General features: G+C 41.9%; 17 protein-coding genes and 2 tRNA genes. 6 read left to right on the forward strand and 13 right to left on the reverse strand.

The window, feature by feature from the left end; translation table 11 throughout:
- Window positions 1-11: 11 nt before the first annotated feature.
- Both KVY11_RS11385 and KVY11_RS11390 read left to right on the forward strand, forming a co-directional pair.
- Window positions 12-1,073: a hypothetical protein gene (locus tag KVY11_RS11385; RefSeq protein ID WP_256350752.1), complete on the forward strand. Its 1,062-nt coding sequence runs from the start codon at window positions 12-14 to the stop codon at window positions 1,071-1,073.
- Window positions 1,074-1,195: 122 nt separating this feature from the next.
- Window positions 1,196-1,891, forward strand: a complete 696-nt coding sequence (locus KVY11_RS11390) for a pirin-like bicupin family protein (RefSeq protein WP_218288996.1) — start codon at window positions 1,196-1,198, stop codon at window positions 1,889-1,891.
- Window positions 1,892-1,968: 77 nt separating this feature from the next.
- Here the strand turns inward: KVY11_RS11390 and KVY11_RS11395 are convergent, their stop codons facing one another.
- The 3 genes from KVY11_RS11395 to KVY11_RS11405 form a co-directional block, all read right to left on the reverse strand.
- Window positions 1,969-2,322, reverse strand: coding sequence for a DUF1304 domain-containing protein (locus KVY11_RS11395; protein WP_218288997.1), 354 nt, complete (start codon window positions 2,320-2,322; stop codon window positions 1,969-1,971).
- Between the two features lie 67 nt (window positions 2,323-2,389).
- Complete coding sequence (locus tag KVY11_RS11400; RefSeq protein ID WP_218288998.1) at window positions 2,390-3,367, reverse strand: zinc-binding dehydrogenase; 978 nt, start codon at window positions 3,365-3,367, stop codon at window positions 2,390-2,392.
- Between the two features lie 3 nt (window positions 3,368-3,370).
- Complete coding sequence (locus KVY11_RS11405) at window positions 3,371-4,003, reverse strand: TetR/AcrR family transcriptional regulator (protein ID WP_218288999.1); 633 nt, start codon at window positions 4,001-4,003, stop codon at window positions 3,371-3,373.
- Between the two features lie 171 nt (window positions 4,004-4,174).
- Here KVY11_RS11405 and KVY11_RS11410 point away from each other — a divergent pair, with 171 nt between their 5' ends.
- The gene (locus KVY11_RS11410) at window positions 4,175-5,323 is read left to right on the forward strand and encodes a DUF1624 domain-containing protein (RefSeq protein WP_218289000.1); all 1,149 of its coding nucleotides are present in this window, start codon (window positions 4,175-4,177) and stop codon (window positions 5,321-5,323) included.
- Between the two features lie 122 nt (window positions 5,324-5,445).
- Here KVY11_RS11410 and KVY11_RS11415 read toward each other — a convergent pair whose 3' ends face one another.
- The 5 genes from KVY11_RS11415 to greB form a co-directional block, all read right to left on the reverse strand.
- Complete coding sequence (locus KVY11_RS11415) at window positions 5,446-6,351, reverse strand: EamA family transporter (RefSeq protein ID WP_218289001.1); 906 nt, start codon at window positions 6,349-6,351, stop codon at window positions 5,446-5,448.
- The gene (locus KVY11_RS11420) at window positions 6,348-6,926 is read right to left on the reverse strand and encodes a TetR/AcrR family transcriptional regulator (protein WP_148825668.1); all 579 of its coding nucleotides are present in this window, start codon (window positions 6,924-6,926) and stop codon (window positions 6,348-6,350) included. Before KVY11_RS11420 ends, KVY11_RS11415 begins: the two co-directional genes overlap by 4 nt.
- A 570-nt stretch (window positions 6,927-7,496) precedes the next feature.
- Window positions 7,497-7,586, reverse strand: a tRNA-Ser gene (locus tag KVY11_RS11425).
- 219 nt (window positions 7,587-7,805) lie between these two features.
- A tRNA-Ser gene (locus tag KVY11_RS11430) sits at window positions 7,806-7,895 on the reverse strand.
- A gap of 89 nt (window positions 7,896-7,984) precedes the next feature.
- The gene (gene greB / locus KVY11_RS11435) at window positions 7,985-8,479 is read right to left on the reverse strand and encodes a transcription elongation factor GreB (RefSeq protein ID WP_004695648.1); all 495 of its coding nucleotides are present in this window, start codon (window positions 8,477-8,479) and stop codon (window positions 7,985-7,987) included.
- 365 nt (window positions 8,480-8,844) lie between these two features.
- Here greB and KVY11_RS11440 point away from each other — a divergent pair, with 365 nt between their 5' ends.
- Window positions 8,845-9,957, forward strand: coding sequence for a transglycosylase SLT domain-containing protein (locus tag KVY11_RS11440; protein WP_218289002.1), 1,113 nt, complete (start codon window positions 8,845-8,847; stop codon window positions 9,955-9,957).
- 66 nt (window positions 9,958-10,023) lie between these two features.
- Here the strand turns inward: KVY11_RS11440 and KVY11_RS11445 are convergent, their stop codons facing one another.
- Both KVY11_RS11445 and ttcA read right to left on the reverse strand, forming a co-directional pair.
- Entirely contained in the window at window positions 10,024-10,407 is a 384-nt protein-coding gene (locus KVY11_RS11445; RefSeq protein ID WP_004695646.1) for an SCP2 sterol-binding domain-containing protein, read from the reverse strand.
- A 227-nt stretch (window positions 10,408-10,634) separates the two neighbouring features.
- On the reverse strand, window positions 10,635-11,558 hold the full coding sequence (ttcA, locus tag KVY11_RS11450) for a tRNA 2-thiocytidine(32) synthetase TtcA (RefSeq protein WP_218289003.1): 924 nt from the start codon (window positions 11,556-11,558) through the stop codon (window positions 10,635-10,637).
- Window positions 11,559-12,060: 502 nt separating this feature from the next.
- Here ttcA and KVY11_RS11455 point away from each other — a divergent pair.
- Together KVY11_RS11455 and htpX are read left to right on the forward strand one after the other, a co-directional pair.
- Window positions 12,061-12,933, forward strand: a complete 873-nt coding sequence (locus tag KVY11_RS11455) for a lytic transglycosylase domain-containing protein (protein WP_218289004.1) — start codon at window positions 12,061-12,063, stop codon at window positions 12,931-12,933.
- A 117-nt stretch (window positions 12,934-13,050) separates the two neighbouring features.
- Window positions 13,051-13,956 carry a protease HtpX gene (htpX, locus tag KVY11_RS11460; RefSeq protein WP_004695643.1) on the forward strand — a complete coding sequence of 302 codons (906 nt, stop codon included), beginning with the start codon at window positions 13,051-13,053 and terminating at the stop codon, window positions 13,954-13,956.
- A gap of 72 nt (window positions 13,957-14,028) precedes the next feature.
- Here htpX and KVY11_RS11465 read toward each other — a convergent pair whose 3' ends face one another.
- From KVY11_RS11465 to mgtE, 3 genes are all read right to left on the reverse strand, one after another.
- Entirely contained in the window at window positions 14,029-14,394 is a 366-nt protein-coding gene (locus KVY11_RS11465; RefSeq protein WP_218289005.1) for a bleomycin resistance protein, read from the reverse strand.
- A gap of 6 nt (window positions 14,395-14,400) precedes the next feature.
- A complete protein-coding gene (locus KVY11_RS11470; protein WP_218289030.1) occupies window positions 14,401-14,994 on the reverse strand; it encodes a DUF4112 domain-containing protein in 594 nt (197 codons plus the stop codon).
- 115 nt (window positions 14,995-15,109) lie between these two features.
- The gene (gene mgtE / locus KVY11_RS11475; RefSeq protein WP_218289006.1) at window positions 15,110-16,456 is read right to left on the reverse strand and encodes a magnesium transporter; all 1,347 of its coding nucleotides are present in this window, start codon (window positions 16,454-16,456) and stop codon (window positions 15,110-15,112) included.
- Between the last annotated feature and the right edge of the window lie 117 nt (window positions 16,457-16,573).

Here is a 16,573-nt window from a genome sequence, read left to right on the forward strand (position 1 = left end):
TAAAAATGACGATGAACGCCTTAAAAATAATACTGCCCGTGGCCTGCTTACTATCTTTCTCAACTTATAGCTTTGCCGAATTAGATGAAGAAATCGTGACCAGCGTGGATGCTTCTGCTTATGCGGTGGAATCTGACCATCCATTTGACAGTCTGGATGATCATGAAAAAACCCGCCATCCCCAATACATTCCAGAGGAAGACAGTCTCAGAGAGCCTCTTTTGAATGCACGCTATTACGTCATCGCAGGTAAATCTCCGATTCACTATTACGCGATTCGAACAGGAGCAAAGCCTAAACTACTTTATTTAAACCAGCCCCACTCTGCGGTTTTTTCAATAGGCGAGGCATATGCTGAAAATCGAGAAAAAATAACCCTACAGCCTCAACTCGACAATACAGTCAAAGATCATGAGCTGTTTTCGATTATGCCCGTCGCGAAGCATCTCGCACTGATTTTTCGTACTCACTATGCCTATACTCCTACAGAGTTAAAAGCCAATGCGGCCATGAACGCCATCTATGCCAACAATCGCTACCGATACAGCTATGAAATTATTGAAATCGACACGAATGGCAAACAGCTCCACCGCGTGCAATTTGTGGCTCCAATCATTGAAGATGGAATGAGTTTTGGCCCCAAATGGGATGAAGACTTATCAGATTATAATAATGCAATACTTGAATACAGTACCAAGTCCCCGGGCGACTACCAAACCGTGCATCCTTATAACCTTGAAACCCGTTATGAATACAAACAAGGTCAATTGAAGCACTTTGAACAAAAAATTCTGCTCACCGCCAGTGACAAAGTGTTCTTAAAGAATTCACCGAACTCTATTAATTATGAAAATTATCTCGATGATCAAGATGTACCACTCTCCGTTGAAAGCAGTACTTGCCTTGATGACTATTTTGTTTTTAAAGACAAAGCGGCTCCGCTCGGTGTGAAATGGGGCAATGACTGGATGCAACAGCAGCCGAAGCTACATCAACAATTTTTAGCTGAATATGCGCAAGGCAAAAACTACGTCTGGAAAGATTTCCGCGTACGGTATTGTGATTTAAACTAAGGCTGCAATGTTGCGTTCAATCATTTCAATATTGAAACGCAACATTGCAAATTCACTATTTTAGCGATAAATATAAAACGCTAAAATTACTCCATAGATTAAAAATAAGATTGGAGTTGAAAATGGATGCATTTATTCATCGCAGTCAAGACCGTGGTCATGTCAATATCGGCTGGCTAGAGTCTAAACACAGCTTTTCTTTTGGCAGTTGGTATAACCCTCAATATATGGGCGTAAGTGCATTACGTGTGATCAATGATGACTTGGTCGCGGGTCATCAAGGTTTTGGGCAACATCCACATGACAATATGGAAATCTTGACCTGTGTGCTCAAAGGTACCATCACCCATAAAGATAGCATGGGTAACCACGGCGGTATTTCGGCAGGTGAATGGCAACTGATGAGTGCAGGTACAGGTGTACAGCACAGTGAAATGAATCAGGGTGATGAGCCAGTACATTTGCTACAAATTTGGATTACCCCAAATCAAAGAGATGCTGCACCAACCTATCAACAGATTCGTCTTGATCCGCATGAGCAGCCAAATCAATGGCATGCGATTTGTGGGCCAAATGACAATGCTGCAATGCATATTCGTCAAGATGCCGAAGTCAAAACGGCTGTGATTGAAAAAGAGCAAATACTAGAAGTTAAAGCTACACAGCATATTAACTACGTGCATGTGATTTCAGGTTCAATCCAAGTTGCAGAACATACTCTTCATGCAGGTGACGCAATTGCGTTCTTAGAAGCAAGTGCCGTTAAAGCCTTGGAAGATGCACAAGTGATTTGGTTTGATTTGCCTGAAGTCAAATAAGTCATCACCCACAATAAAAGCTAACGTCTAGACGTTGGCTTTTTTAATGCAGAGCTCAAGCAGCTTTTTCACTTGGCTTAGAGAAAATTCACCGCAAGTAATGCCACAGCAGCAGGTAAAGCTTGAATGTAGATAATTTTCTTACTGGCGGTCAGACCACCATAAATGCCAGCAACCAAAACGCAGCCTAAAAAGAAATTGGCCAGTGGCAGTGCGTAAGTTTCAGGTGCACATAACGCCCAAAATAGACCTGCAGCCAAGAAACCATTATATAAACCCTGATTTTGCGCCATGACTTTGGTCAGCTGTGCTTTTTCAGTCGTATTGCCAAAGGCTTTTAAGCCATAGGGCTTATCCCATAAAAACATCTCTAAAACTAAAATATACACATGCAACAGTGCAATTAAAGCAATCAAAATTTGTCCCATCATATGCTTTATCCTTATTTTTAATGAATGATGCTAGATCAGCTTCACAGCTGATCTAAGTCGAAACCGCTTAAGGTTTCAAAAGTACTTTACCCTGACGTGCGCCTTGCGTCGCTTTCAGTGCTGCATCTTTAATTTGTGCGAAGCTGAAGATGCCTTCAACAGGCAGCAGTAATTTTTTCTGTGCAGCAAGCGTCAATAACTCCACAATTAACGCTTTTTTGCGTTCAGCACATAATTGCTTATTCACCACACTCGCCCAAAAACCTTTGACTGTAGCTTGTTTAAAAATCAGATCTCCCGAAGAAATCTGCATGGTCTCGCCCGTCATGCTGCCAAATGAAGCCAATAGACTATTTTTGCTCAGTAAAGCCAACATTTCACCACTGGCCTGACCACCAATGGAATCTACACCCGCAATCAGTGGCTGATCTGCATGAATCGCTTTGACTTGTTCTTTCCAATCAGCTTGGTCTGTTGCTACCACATTTTGAATGCCTAAGGCCTGCATTTCAGCTACAGCCTCAGTACGGCGAACCAAATGAATTACCTTTTGACCACGCGCTTTTGCAATCATTGCCACGGTTTTACCCACCGCACCATTGGCAGTGTTCTGAATCAACCACGAATCTGCTGGTAAATCGATAAAATCTAAAAGCATCAGTGCACTGATCGGCATCCCAATCAACTGCGCTGCCGTTTCATCATCAATCGCGTCAGTTAAAGGCACGACGCCATGCGCTGGCGCAATAAAATACTCGGCCCAACTGCCATGAACTGCAGCAACTGCTACGCGCTGCCCTACCGATACGCCTTGTACACCCTCACCAAGCGCATCAATCACACCCACAGCTTCGCTACCACCAATTGCAGGCAGTGTTGGTTTATAACCATAACCACCACGCACTGTCCACACATCGTGGTTATGCATTGGCGATAGAATCATTTTAATACGTACTTCACCCGCTTTCGGTTCAGGTTGCGGCATATCTGCAGCTTCCAAGACGTCAACAGGTTCACCAAACTGGTGATGAATAATACTTTGCATTTGCTATTCCTTTATCGGCTGTAATAGTTGCTGGGTAGTTTCCAAAGCGAGGTAAAGGGGCTGCTTATCTCGGGCCAGTCTTGCCAATAAAGCTGCTCCCAACCACAATTGATACATGGTTTGTGCCATTCTTTCAGCGTCAATATGCGCTGGAATTGAACCATCTTGCTGCCCGGCTTGGATTAGACCCGAAATACGTTCTGTTAACTTACGCACCCCGAAGTTCAAAATCTGACGCATATCTTCAGATAAATCTGAGACTTCTGCTGCCAATTTGACGATTAAACAATTCTCCGCCCATCCCCCATCGCTATGATGTTCAACATCACTTTCAATATGTGATGAGTTATCAATCCATGCTTGCCAAAGTGCCATCAGGCTTGCATAGGCGCTTCGCTGTTCTTGCTGTATCAGCTGATCGATTTTGACCTTATAGTCGGCCAGATACTGCTGGAGTAGCGCACAGCCGAAAGCCTCTTTCGAAGCAAAGTAGTAATAGAATGAACCTTTCGGCACATCACAATTCTTTAGAATTTCCTGTAAGCCCACTCCGACAAAACCTTTATGTAATACCAGTTGAAAACTGCTATTTAAAATGTGTAGTCGTGTTGCTTCGCTTTTGTCTGATCGTTTCATATCCACACTATAAATCAATAATAGACCAGTCGTCTATAAAATAATGCATCTACCTTTGATACTTCATCTCGAATCATTGGATTACATATAAATTTTGCTGATTAAATTTTAGATATAAATGATTGAAATAAATGTTACATTATACCATAACACTAATTTTCAATTCATCTTATGTCTACACCTTCACAACGTTTACAAGCGATTGACGCCCTCAGAGGATTGGTTATTCTGATTATGATGGTCGACCATGTCAGAGAAACTTTTTATCTGCACCAGCAAGTCCCCGACCCCATGCTGATTCCAGGAACCGAAGAATCCCTTTTCTTTAGCCGAATCTTGGCTCACTTATGTGCCCCTGTTTTTGTGGTATTAACAGGCTTATCGGCTTATCTTTACCAAGCAAAAAACAACAGTGTTCAAATGACCCGTGAATTTTTACTCAAGCGCGGTCTATTTCTAATTTTTCTCGAACTGATCATTATCAACTTCGCTTGGACTGGACAGTTCCCGCCTGATGTCATCTATTTACAAGTGATTTGGGCCATTGGTCTCAGTATGGTAGTTTTAGCAGGCTTGATTGGGCTATCGCAAAAATGGCTCTGGGTGATCAGTCTCGGTATTATTTTTGGACATAATGCGCTGGATCAAGTGTCATTTTCGCAGATGCCGACCCTGCAAAATCTGTGGTTTATTTTACATGAACGTGGTTGGATCGAATTTGGAGATCTGATTCGTTTTAGAACCTCTTACCCAGTACTGCCTTGGATTGGGGTAATTACCCTCGGCTATTGCATCGGTCATACCGTATTTAACAGCACACATGATGTCGCAAAAAGAAATCAAATCTTGTTAGGCTTCGGGCTTGCCAGTATCAGCTTATTTATCATTTTAAGAATGATCAATCTCTATGGCGACCAAGCATGGTCAATCATGTCGACCAGCACTGAAACCGTTATGAGTTTTTTGAACTTGACCAAGTATCCGCCATCGCTGCTGTTTATTTTGTGGAATGTCGGACTAGGCTTAATCCTGTTAGTGTTACTTCAAAAGGTTGAAAGTAAACCTTGGATCAAGCCCTTGATTGTCTTTGGTTCCGTGCCGATGTTTTTCTATATCGTACACTTATATATGTTGAAAGCCCTCTATCTCATTGCGGTCGCATTGTTTGGCACGACCCATGGTGAATACTTCGGCGTCGATCATGTCTCCACTCTCTGGCTCATTTCGATTATTTTAACTGTGGCTCTCTATCCGTTGATGTTAAAATTCTCAGCCTTTAAACATAAAAACAAACACATTCGCATTCTTAAATACCTCTAAGGATTTAAGGTGTATAACCCATTTCACTGAAATAAGATTGATGCTTAGTCCAACTAGGCATCAGATTTCCCGACACCCGGCAAATATGCTTTATGCACCAACGAATGTCTGAAGCAAAAAATTTACTTTGCTTTAGTCTGCAATGCTAAGCAGATTGAAATTAAAACCATCCCAATCCAACCGATTGGTGCAAGTTGTTCCCCCACCAACAGGATTGCAAAAACAGCAGCAACTAAAGGTTCAAACAAGGTCAAGGTAATGGCTTTACTGGCAGGCACGGTTTTTAAGCCATATCCAAATAAAACATAGCCCAAAAACATTGGGATCAACATCATATAACCCACGACATAAAGGTTGATGTTTTCTTCAAACAAGTTTGAACCTGTTATCCATAAAGTCGGAAGTAATAATAAAGAACCAAGTCCGAAGATGAGCCCCATAGACGCTTTTGCATCCATTCCTTGGTCAATCATTCGTTTTGCCGCCCAAGAATATAAAGCATAGGTCAATCCCGCAACCGCCCCTAAAGCAATACCCAACATTTGTCGATTTTGGGACAAATGCTCCGTGGTTGCTACAGCATGTGATTCCCCGAGAGAAAGTAGCGCAACGCCCGTCACTCCCAATACGAAACTCATCAGCCATGTCATCGAAAGTGCTTTTCGGTCAAACACCCTTTCTAAAAGTGCAGTAAATAAAGGCGCCGTACCAATCGACACGACCGTACCAATGGTGATGCCTGCATAGTGCATCGATGAATAAAAGGCTAAAGGATAAATAAAAACCGCAATTACGCCTACACCGAGCATCACCGCATTGGCTTTGATATGTGCCAGATGGTAGATGATACTTTTTCGCGCCAAAAGTGCCTGCAACAGTCCACCACCGCCCATCGCCGCAGCGCCAACAGCCAAAGGACTCAAATTAGGTGCAAAAGATGCGACTGTGCCCGTCGTTCCCCATAGAAAAGCAGCGAACAGCACCGCGATGAAACCATAATTCGGTACCGCAGAAACAGACTGATTCACGTACTGATTTCCTGTGCTAAAAGTGTTTTCACCATCGCTGTTGCAGCTTGTACTTTTTCACTCGAGCTTTCCAAGCCTGCTCGCGCAATCGATCCCTCTAAAATAAAAGACAATAACAAAGCCATTTGTTTGACCTTGTATGCGTCCGAAATGATATTGGCAAGCTGTGTAGAGATAATGTTTTCAATTTCATCCTTATGCCGTTTTACAGCCAAGCGCTCGGCGCTGTGCGCTGGGAACTCAGCAGCAGCATTCAACAAACCGCAGCCCCGAAAACCTTTTTCATAGGCAAACTCAGCATGATCTTGATAGGCTTCAAAAACCGCAACAATTTTATCAATAGGGGTATTTGCCTGTTGGTTTCGAAGCGCATACAAATCTAACCACTCTTGATGCCGTGCTTCTATATAAGAAGTGATCAAGTCAGCCTTCGTCGGGAAATTATTATATAAGGACATTTTGGCAACTTTGGCCTTATCGGTAATGCTGTTAATCCCTGTACTGGTGATGCCATCGTTATAAAACAGAATTGCAGCTGCATCTAAAATTTTCTGTTTCGCAGTTTTCGTATTCATCACACTCAACTAAGTAGACCGATCTACCTAATTTATAGAATCTGTAAAAATATGCAAGTCACCTTGCTTATTTAATGAAGGAAATATCAGATGAATCAAATACAGGAGAATACCCTTCAATCACCCCATTACAATGACGGTTGATAGAAAGCGAAACGGAACAATCGCTCTATACTTTTACAAAGCATATGTAGTTCCAACTTAGAGGTAATGAGTTGCTAGATAAACCAAACGAAGGATGCTAAAAAAACCCATCTGAGAAATTGAGAAACTTTCGAAAAACTGATCTACAGAAATGACTGCTACGCATTACAACTGCATAGTCTCTATAACTGTTTGCCTAAAACGAATAGTGAATCTAAAAAGGGATCGAGTTGGACAGCTCAATAGTTATAAAAGAAGGTTAAATACCTTAAATAAAAAAAGCAGTAAGAGAAGGTCTGACTGCTTTTTTTAGAATTTGATCACTGCCGATCTATGTGGTGTTCCCCACACTACTTGACGTAATGGCCCAACTTAAACTTGGGTTATCGATTAATGATTCGTTTTAATTTGTATTTAAAAATAATTTGGCGGAAGCGGTGAGATTCGAACTCACGGAGGACTCACACCCTCGTCGGTTTTCAAGACCGGTGCATTAAACCGCTCTGCCACGCTTCCATGGGCGCTATCATATAAATAAAAATATTTTTTGGCAAATATTTTTCATCTCACGGCCTTCAAAAAGCCACTATTCAGCTAAAAAATATTCAATCTCAATAAGATATTAACTTTACAGCCTACATATGCCAGAAAATTGAGCGATAACTCTGGCATCTTTTAGAAATTAATTTAAAAAAGGCATAAAAAAACCCTGACTCAGTCAGGGTTTTTTGAATTTGGCGGAAGCGGTGAGATTCGAACTCACGGAGGACTCACACCCTCGTCGGTTTTCAAGACCGGTGCATTAAACCGCTCTGCCACGCTTCCATGGGCGACATCATATAAACATTCAATCTACTTGGCAAATACTTTTCTTCAAAAATCACACCAAGTGGCTAAAATTAAAACAAAATCTTTTAGTTCTCTGAACTTTCAGGTCTGTCATAACGAATTGAATTGACATACCAGTGTTTTTTTCCAGTTGGCGTCAACACTTCAATTTCATCATCGACTTGTTTGGACAGTAAAGCACGTGCCATCGGTGAGTCGATGGAGATGTGCTGCGGGTGATGATCGTAAATTTCATCCACCCCGACGATGCGTAAGGTTTTTTGCTCCCCTGCGTCATTTTCAATCTCGACCCAAGCGCCAAAATAAATCTTGCCAGCCTGCTCTTCAGAAAAGTCGATAATACGAAGTTCTTCGAGGCGTTTTCCCAAGTAGCGAACCCGTCGATCAATCTTACGTAAGATCTGTTTGTTGTACTGATAATCCGCGTTTTCACTACGGTCACCAAGGCTCGCCGCCCAGTTTACTTTCTTGGTAATTTCAGGGCGTTCTTCATGCCAAAGCTGCTTTAATTCCGCCACCAATTTGTCGTGACCTGCACGTGTAATTAAGTTTGATTTCATGATGAATGCCGTCTAAATCTGCTTATTGATTTACAACAAAGGATTATTTTATCCCTTATTTCTCCACAACAGAAGTTTATAAAATAAATTCCTGAATTAAATTAAATTGTTATGTTACATTTTTCAAAAAAATATTGCACAAAATTTGACACTTTTAAAATTGCTATATATTATGCGCACATCTTAAATTAGTTGCCTATTTTTTAATCTATGTAGTTTTTCTACATAATCTTCTTAATCCCATGTCATTTTGAATGACGTCATGAATGCCCAACCTCTTATTGAATTTAGACAACTTGAACTCGTTTTAAGGCATGTTTTTGCCTTTGCGTTCTAGGGCATAAATTACTTGTAGCGGAGACAACATGCACAGTAGTTCAACTTCTGGATCGAGGCTTTGCCTTAATTCATTAACTTTCTCTCTCCCGTTGAAAGCCCTTGCTTTAAGTACTTTGTTAATTCCATTTCATAGTATTAATGCAAGTAAGACCTACCAATATGATAACGTCGTCAATCATAATAAATTGACTGTCGTTTCAGTGGAAAACCCAACGACCGTTTTTAAAGATGGTCAGCATTTGCATGGTTTTGGTTATGACCTTGCACGTAACTATGCAGACAGCTTAAATGTAAAGCTAGACTTCAAAACCGTCCCCGATAATGCTACAGCACTGAAATGGGTAGCACAGGGCAAAGCAAATTTTGCAATGACGACGGCAAGTGTTCAAACGATTGAACAAAAAAGTCTCGCAACCTTTTCTGCAACTTGTGGTGATTTAAACGTTTTACGTAAAAATGGCCTCAATACTGAACTGAACTGGGTGTTTAAACATGCGAATGATCCATTGACGCAAACGGCGAGTGGATTTGTCTGCCGTGGTAAACAATCTGGTTCAATTGGTCAATTGGCCTCTTTTTACAACCGCAATGTCGTGAAACCTGAAAACTGGAATACGATTCAACGTGATTTGCGTCAGCGTATGCCAATCTATAAGGCCAGTTTTAAAAGTACAGCGCAAAAGTACGATTTAGATTGGCACTTATTAGCAGCGATTGGTTATCAAGAGTCTTATCTTAAACCGAACTCCGTTTCTCCCACTGGTGTACGTGGTTTGATGATGTTGACCAATAGCACAGCCAAAGCCATGGGTGTGAGTAACCGTACCGATCCAACGCAAAGCATCCAAGGTGGTGCCAAGTACTACGACCAAATGCTGAGTCGCTATGGGGATATCCCATTCCCTGACCGGAACTGGTATGCACTGGTTGCCTACAATATGGGACCGGGTGCGGTGAATCAGATTCAAAAACGGATTCAGGCACAAGGTAAAGACCCAAATAACTGGCTCAATTTGTATGCTTACTTACAACAGAACCAAGCAAAGAATGGCCGTTACCGTCAAGCACTACAGTATGTGACACGTATCCGTGCTTATCTTGAGCACATTAAAACCACGCCGCAGCTGGTCAATATCTAAAAGATCATCTCTATCAGCATAAAAAAAGCTTACCTATAAAGGTAAGCTTTTTTTATTTCAGAACACTTAAGCCGTTTGCTCAAGCACTTTCTTAAATAAATCTTTTTGCTCTTGGCTTGGCTTCGCTGTTTGCAATGCCATCAACTGTGACATATCACCTTGAACTTTTATTTTACCCGTCATGAACGCTTGCATTGCTGCAGCCATATCAAACTCAAGGAACACTTTACGTAGTGTTTCAGCATCCATGTTCAAGGTTGTTTTCGCGTTTGAAGACAAGCCTTTTTTAATTGCGCCGCCATCTAAAGATAATTCGGTATTACCCGCATTGTCAGCAACAACTAAGTTAATTGCAAGATTCGCAAGTGCTGGCGGCAGGTTCAAATTCCCCGCTTGAGCAGTTAATGTTTCTACAGTTGAAAACCAATCATCAGTTAAAAAAGCAGGCATGATGTTTCCTCAATTCTTTGTTCGTTGTGTGCTGCCTATCCAGACGGCATCATTGTGAAGCTAAATATGCTCGGAGATTGTTATAGCATGTATATCCTACATGTGCCTAAAGTTTTTTGTACGTACCGTTCATATTTTATATTTCTTATACAAAGTTTATCAAAATCATCCACATAAAAAAAACACCAATCATTGATTGGTGTTTTGCATTGGCCTAACTGACAAAATTAGTCTACTGCAAAGCCAAGATTAACCATGTTAATGCGTTTGTTCTCCGATTCATCTTCCGTTGAACAACTTTCACCTTTAAAGTCGAATTCACGTTCGCTATCTAACGCTTCAAAATCGAATAACTCACGATCCGCCAACTGCGATGGCGAGACATTTTGTAAAGCACCAAAAATACTGTGTAAACGTTTCGGATGCGCTTTATCCCACTCCCGCAACATGTCATTTAACATGGCACGTTGCAGATTTTCCTGTGAACCACACAAGTTACACGGAATAATCGGGAACTGACGCATTTCAGCATATTTAATGATGTCTTTTTCTTCCACATAAGCCAGTGGGCGAATCAAGATATTCTTTTTATCTGACGATAACAATTTAGGAGGCATCGCCTTTAAGCTGCCGCCATGGAATAAATTTAAGAAGAAAGTCGCCAAGATATCATCACGATGATGCCCCAATGCTACTTTGGTCGCGCCAATTTCTTGCGCAAAGCCGTATAAAGAGCCACGGCGTAAGCGTGAACAAACTGCACAGTAGGTTTTGCCTTCAGGCGTTAAACGTTTGGTGATGCTGTAGGTGTCTTTTTCTAAGATATAGTAGGGAATATTATTCTCTTCTAAATAACGTGGTAACACGTCCTCAGGGAAACCGGGTTGCTTCTGGTCCAAATTCACAGCCACCACATCAAAATTGATCGGTGCAATGCGTTTAAACTGCAACATAATATCGAGCAAGGTATAACTGTCCTTACCACCGGAAATGCAGACCATCACTTTATCGCCTTCTTCGATCATTTTAAAATCGCGAATGGCATGACCCACCTGACGGCGTAACTTTTTCAACAGACGATAATACGCAGAGCTAGTGGGTAGTTCTGGTTTAAAATTAAATCCCTGATTGGACTCAACTGGCGAGAACATAGACGAGTTAAACCTAAAAAAAAATACCGCGCAATTTTATCCGATTCACAGCCATCTCGCACCTAAAGAATGTAAATTCTCATGAATTGTCATTGCTGTCATATTCATGTATTGAAATCGGTTTAACTTTGAACGATTGCGTTCATATTTTAGCTGAACTGCTTATGTTTTGGACTTTTCCACATTTTTCCACAAAAGCTGGGGATAACTTTGTGGATTCTAATCGACTTGACAGGGTGTTCCCCCCACTCTTTAAGGCTTCTATTTAAATTGATCATTTTTTGATCAATTTATTTAATATTAAATTTCAATAACTTAACCCAGTCAAGCAATCCTCATTAAAAATAAATTAATTATTTTTTTTGATTACTTGCTCAACAATTTGACTTGATTTTTACAAAGACATGGATTTTTTGAACTTAAAATAGTTTCAGACGGTTCTTTTTTTGCTAAACTCATTTCTAGTCACTGAAATCGATTTTTTTACGATTAATAATAGATAATGAAAAATAAGCTGCTTTTGAGTCGTTTTTACGTTTTGGGGTGTATGACGATTTCGTTCATGGCACTAGATTGTCACGCGGGTCAAACCATCTACCAATTGAGAGATTCCAACGGCACGACCTTGTTAACCAATAAACAAAGTCGTTATAGCAACTTAAAAGTCGAAAAGAAAACCTATTATCCAGACAGTAATATCCACAGTTATAGTAACTGGGGGGCTTCTGAATCTTCCGTATTGCCCAGTTATAGTCGTAACAAAAATGCTTTTGACCACATTATTCGCCAAGCGGCTCAAACCCATGGCGTTTCTGAAGGCTTAATTAAAGCGGTTATGCATACCGAATCCGGCTTTAATGTCAACGCACGCTCACCTGTTGGGGCTCAGGGGCTGATGCAACTCATGCCTGCGACAGCACGGCGCTTTAATGTCTCTAATGCATATGATCCACAGCAGAACATAAATGCAGGTGCCAAGTATTTGGCATGGCTGATGAAACGCTTTAACGGCAACACCAGTCTTGCGCTTGCAGGCTACAATGCTGGCGAAGGCAATGTACAAAAGTACGGCGGTATTCCGCCCTTCCGTGAAACTCAAGACTATGTTCGCCGCGTGAGTAGCCGTTATAGCAATCTATATGCGGGCGGGATTAACATTTCTGCAGGCTCGAATAACACACCAGCCAATGCTCAAGTCATTGCGCAATCTGCACATTACGATACGGACTCTTCCCAAAGCACACAACTCAGTGTGAGTCGTAGCGCACCTTCACGCCAAATTATCCTCGCAGCCGATGGCAGTTTTACTGATGCGCCGGGTTCCTATGCCACAGCCAATGCAACCGCCTCTGCCCGCATTCAAATTTCAGAATAATTTTTATAGCAGTTTTATTATTTTTTCTTGAATTTTGAAGAGTTTCACCTCATATTGAGATCAATGATTTTCGATTTATAAATCAGATTATTTTTTTATTATAAGAGGATTTTCTCAATGATGCGGATTGGTTTGTTCTTGCTAACCAACCTCGCGGTACTGGTTGTAGCTGGCATTATCTTGTCACTCTTCGGTGTCGGTAGTTACCATGGCGCGGGTGGCTTAAATCTAGGTAACCTACTGGTTATCTGTTTTGTCTTTGGTATGGTTGGCTCAATGATTTCTCTATTCATGTCAAAATGGATGGCGAAAAAAACAACTGGTACAGAGTTAATTGACCCAAATGCCCCGCGCAACCAAGCTGAAGCATGGTTGTTACAAGAAGTCGCTCAATTGGCGCAACGTTCTGGTATTAAAATGCCAGAAGTCGGTATTTTCCCGTCTTACCAATCTAATGCTTTTGCTACAGGTTGGAACAAGAACGATGCATTAGTTGCAGTTTCTACCGGCTTACTTGAGCGTATGAATAAAGACGAGCTTCGTGCAGTTTTGGCTCACGAAATTGGTCACGTCGCCAATGGTGACATGGTGACTTTGGCGCTCGTTCAAGGTGTAGTGAACGCCTTTGTGATGTTCTTTGCACGTGTCGCAGGTGATTTTATTGACCGTAATGTCTTTGGCCGTGAAGACGGTGAAGCACCAGGTTTAGCTTATTTTGCCATTACCATCGTGCTTGATATTGTCTTTGGTATTTTAGCTTCTGCAATCGTGATGTGGTTCTCCCGCTACCGCGAATATCGTGCAGATGAAGCAGGCGCGCGTCTTGCAGGCAAACAAGCAATGATTTCAGCCTTGTTACGCTTACAAGCGGAGTCACAACTTCCAGATGCGATGCCTAAAGAAATGAAAGCATTTGCAATCGCGGCAGGTCAAGAGCAAGGCTTCAGTTTAGCCGCTTTGTTCCAAACTCACCCGACGATTGAACAACGTGTTGCTGCTTTACAACAGCTCGATTGTCCATAAACAATTCGTTCACAAGATTTTAAAAAGCCTTCACTTGGAGGCTTTTTTGTGACTCTGCATAACAGAACATTTTTATTCAATCGTCACTTGGATACAGCGTAATAAACTGCCATTTGGGTCAATGATGCAAAACTGGCGGATCTCATCAAAATCCTGAATATCGGTCATACGGGCAGTTTCCCACAAAGACCAATTCACTTTAGACCAGTATTCATAATAGGGTTGAATCTCCGCTACGCGAATACAGGCACTATGCCATGAACTATTTGGGTCTAAATGCGGATGATGGAAAAACTCCAGTGTCATCTCGCCCAAACGCATAATCATCCACTCGGGGGACTGATAAACCAGATTAAAGCCCAAGCTTTGATAAAATGAAGCAGTGCACGCCAAATCAATCGCTGGCAAATTTGCCGTAATCTGACCTTCAAATTTCATGAGTGGCTATCCTAAGTTTAGTCCCTGTAACCAATGCCACATCACACTACCACCCCACCACAATAAGCCCATAAAACACACCAAAAAGATCAGGCCAAACAAATCGGGGATGTGTAGCCAAAGCCATGCCACTACTGGGTTTCGCCAAAATGCGGACTGTTGCTGTTTCTTTTCCAATTTTTCATGGAGAAAAGGATGCGTCACATGATGCTCTGAATGAATTTGGTATTCTTCCCGAATATGGTCATGAACCACATCCAGTGCTTTACGACTCGGACGTATAAAAATATCAAACAATGTCCCTAACACTGGGATAAAACCGACCACAGCGTCAATCATAGCCAGCTTAAATACTGGACTCAATTTCTCTTGCGGCACGCCAATTTGCTTGGCTTTATAAATGGCATAACAAGTTAGGGCAAAACCTGCGATATCCCCAGCAATCGGAACAGTACTCAATGCGGCATCGGCACCGACTCCCTGCTTGGTGAACGGAATACGCACCACAGAATCCATCATATTGGCATATTTGGCCAAATCACGCTCTAAACGAATGACATCTTGCTGGCTCATTTTTTTTTGTTCTAAGGGTTCAGGCATGTTGTTACTGACCTCCATCATTTCAACCACATTAACATCATAAAACCACTGAATTATGCTGGTTTTCATGACTCTTTTCTGTGCTAACTTTGTGCTGAAACAATTGCTTATAAGCTTAAGACAATGTCAGGATTTGCGACGCAATCAGCAGATATACCACCACGCCTGACGCATCACAAATTGAGGTGACTAAAGGTGCAGATGCACTGGCGGGGTCGAGTTTCATGCGGTTTAAGATAAACGGCAGACTCATACCAATCAGACAACCCATCAACACAATGCCCATCATACTCAGTGCCAATACTACAGCGACCAAAATGTCCCCACGGAAATAGCCCAAGATAGAGACTGCCGTTGCCATGGTTCCACCCAAGCACAGCGCAACCAAACTTTCACGTCCTAGCAAATAAAACCAGTCTTTAAAATGTACATCACCGGTTGCCAGTGCACGTACCATTAAGGTTGCGGATTGAGACCCCGCATTTCCTCCACTTCCCACCAGTAAAGGAAGGAAAAATACCAAAACGATATGTGCCGCAATCAAGTCTTCAAAGTGTGCAATTCCTAGTCCCGAGAGTAAACTGCCAAAAACCAGAAACACCAACCAAAACACCCGCTTCTGATACAGTAAGAGGATTGGAGCCGTTTTAATACTCATCTGCGGACTGGCCGCAACCGCACTACTTTTTAGAATATCTTCTGTAGTTTCTTGTTGTACCACATCCATTGCATCGTCATAAGTCACAATCCCCAATAGACGCTGCTGCTCATCGACAATGGGCAAAGCCATAAAATCATAATGAGCCAGTTTCTGTGCAATACTTTCCTGATCCTCACTGACTAAACCCGTAATGACATGGCTGGTCATAACCTGTCCAATCAATTGCTCAGGCGGAGACTGAATAATTTGCCGCAGCGAAATCACACCGTGTAAATAACGCGAGGCATCGGTCACATAGATGAGATATAAAGTTTCACTTTCCGCTGCATGCTGTCGTATATGTTGAATCGCCTGTTGCATGGTCATTTCGGCATGTACCGTAATGACCTCGGTGCTCATAATTGCACCCGCAGACTCAGCTGGATAGTGCATTAAATCATTCAGCTGAGCTTGAACATGCGTATCTAACTGCGGAAAAATATGACCTTGAACGTCCTGCGCTAAGCTTTGAAATAAATCGGTGCGGTCATCCGAATGCATATGAGCCAGTAGCTTCAGCAACAAAGCCTGAGGCAATTGTGCTGCTAGCTGCTGCTGCTCGGTTAATGCTAAAAACTCAAAGACATAACTGGCTTGGGGTAATTGTTCCAATAGCCGAATTTGGTCATTTATAGGCAGGCCCATTAAAATATCAGCCAAATCCGCAGTGCTGTACTGTTTCAGACTTTGGATAAAAGCATGGTTATCGGGCTGATTTAATTGCTCTTGGAAATCTTGCTGTGAAAATGACGGATTTGGCATACACCACTCAAATATTGTTTTTCTTTATCTATGCGAGTATAGCAAAGGATCTTTAAATGTCAGGCCTTTCAGCCTGATTGGGTTAAAGGTTCGCTTTGCTTATTCATACTGCACAAG

Origin of the sequence: Acinetobacter sp. CWB-G5 (assembly GCF_019209785.1) — a bacterium.
Taxonomy (GTDB): domain Bacteria; phylum Pseudomonadota; class Gammaproteobacteria; order Pseudomonadales; family Moraxellaceae; genus Acinetobacter; species Acinetobacter johnsonii.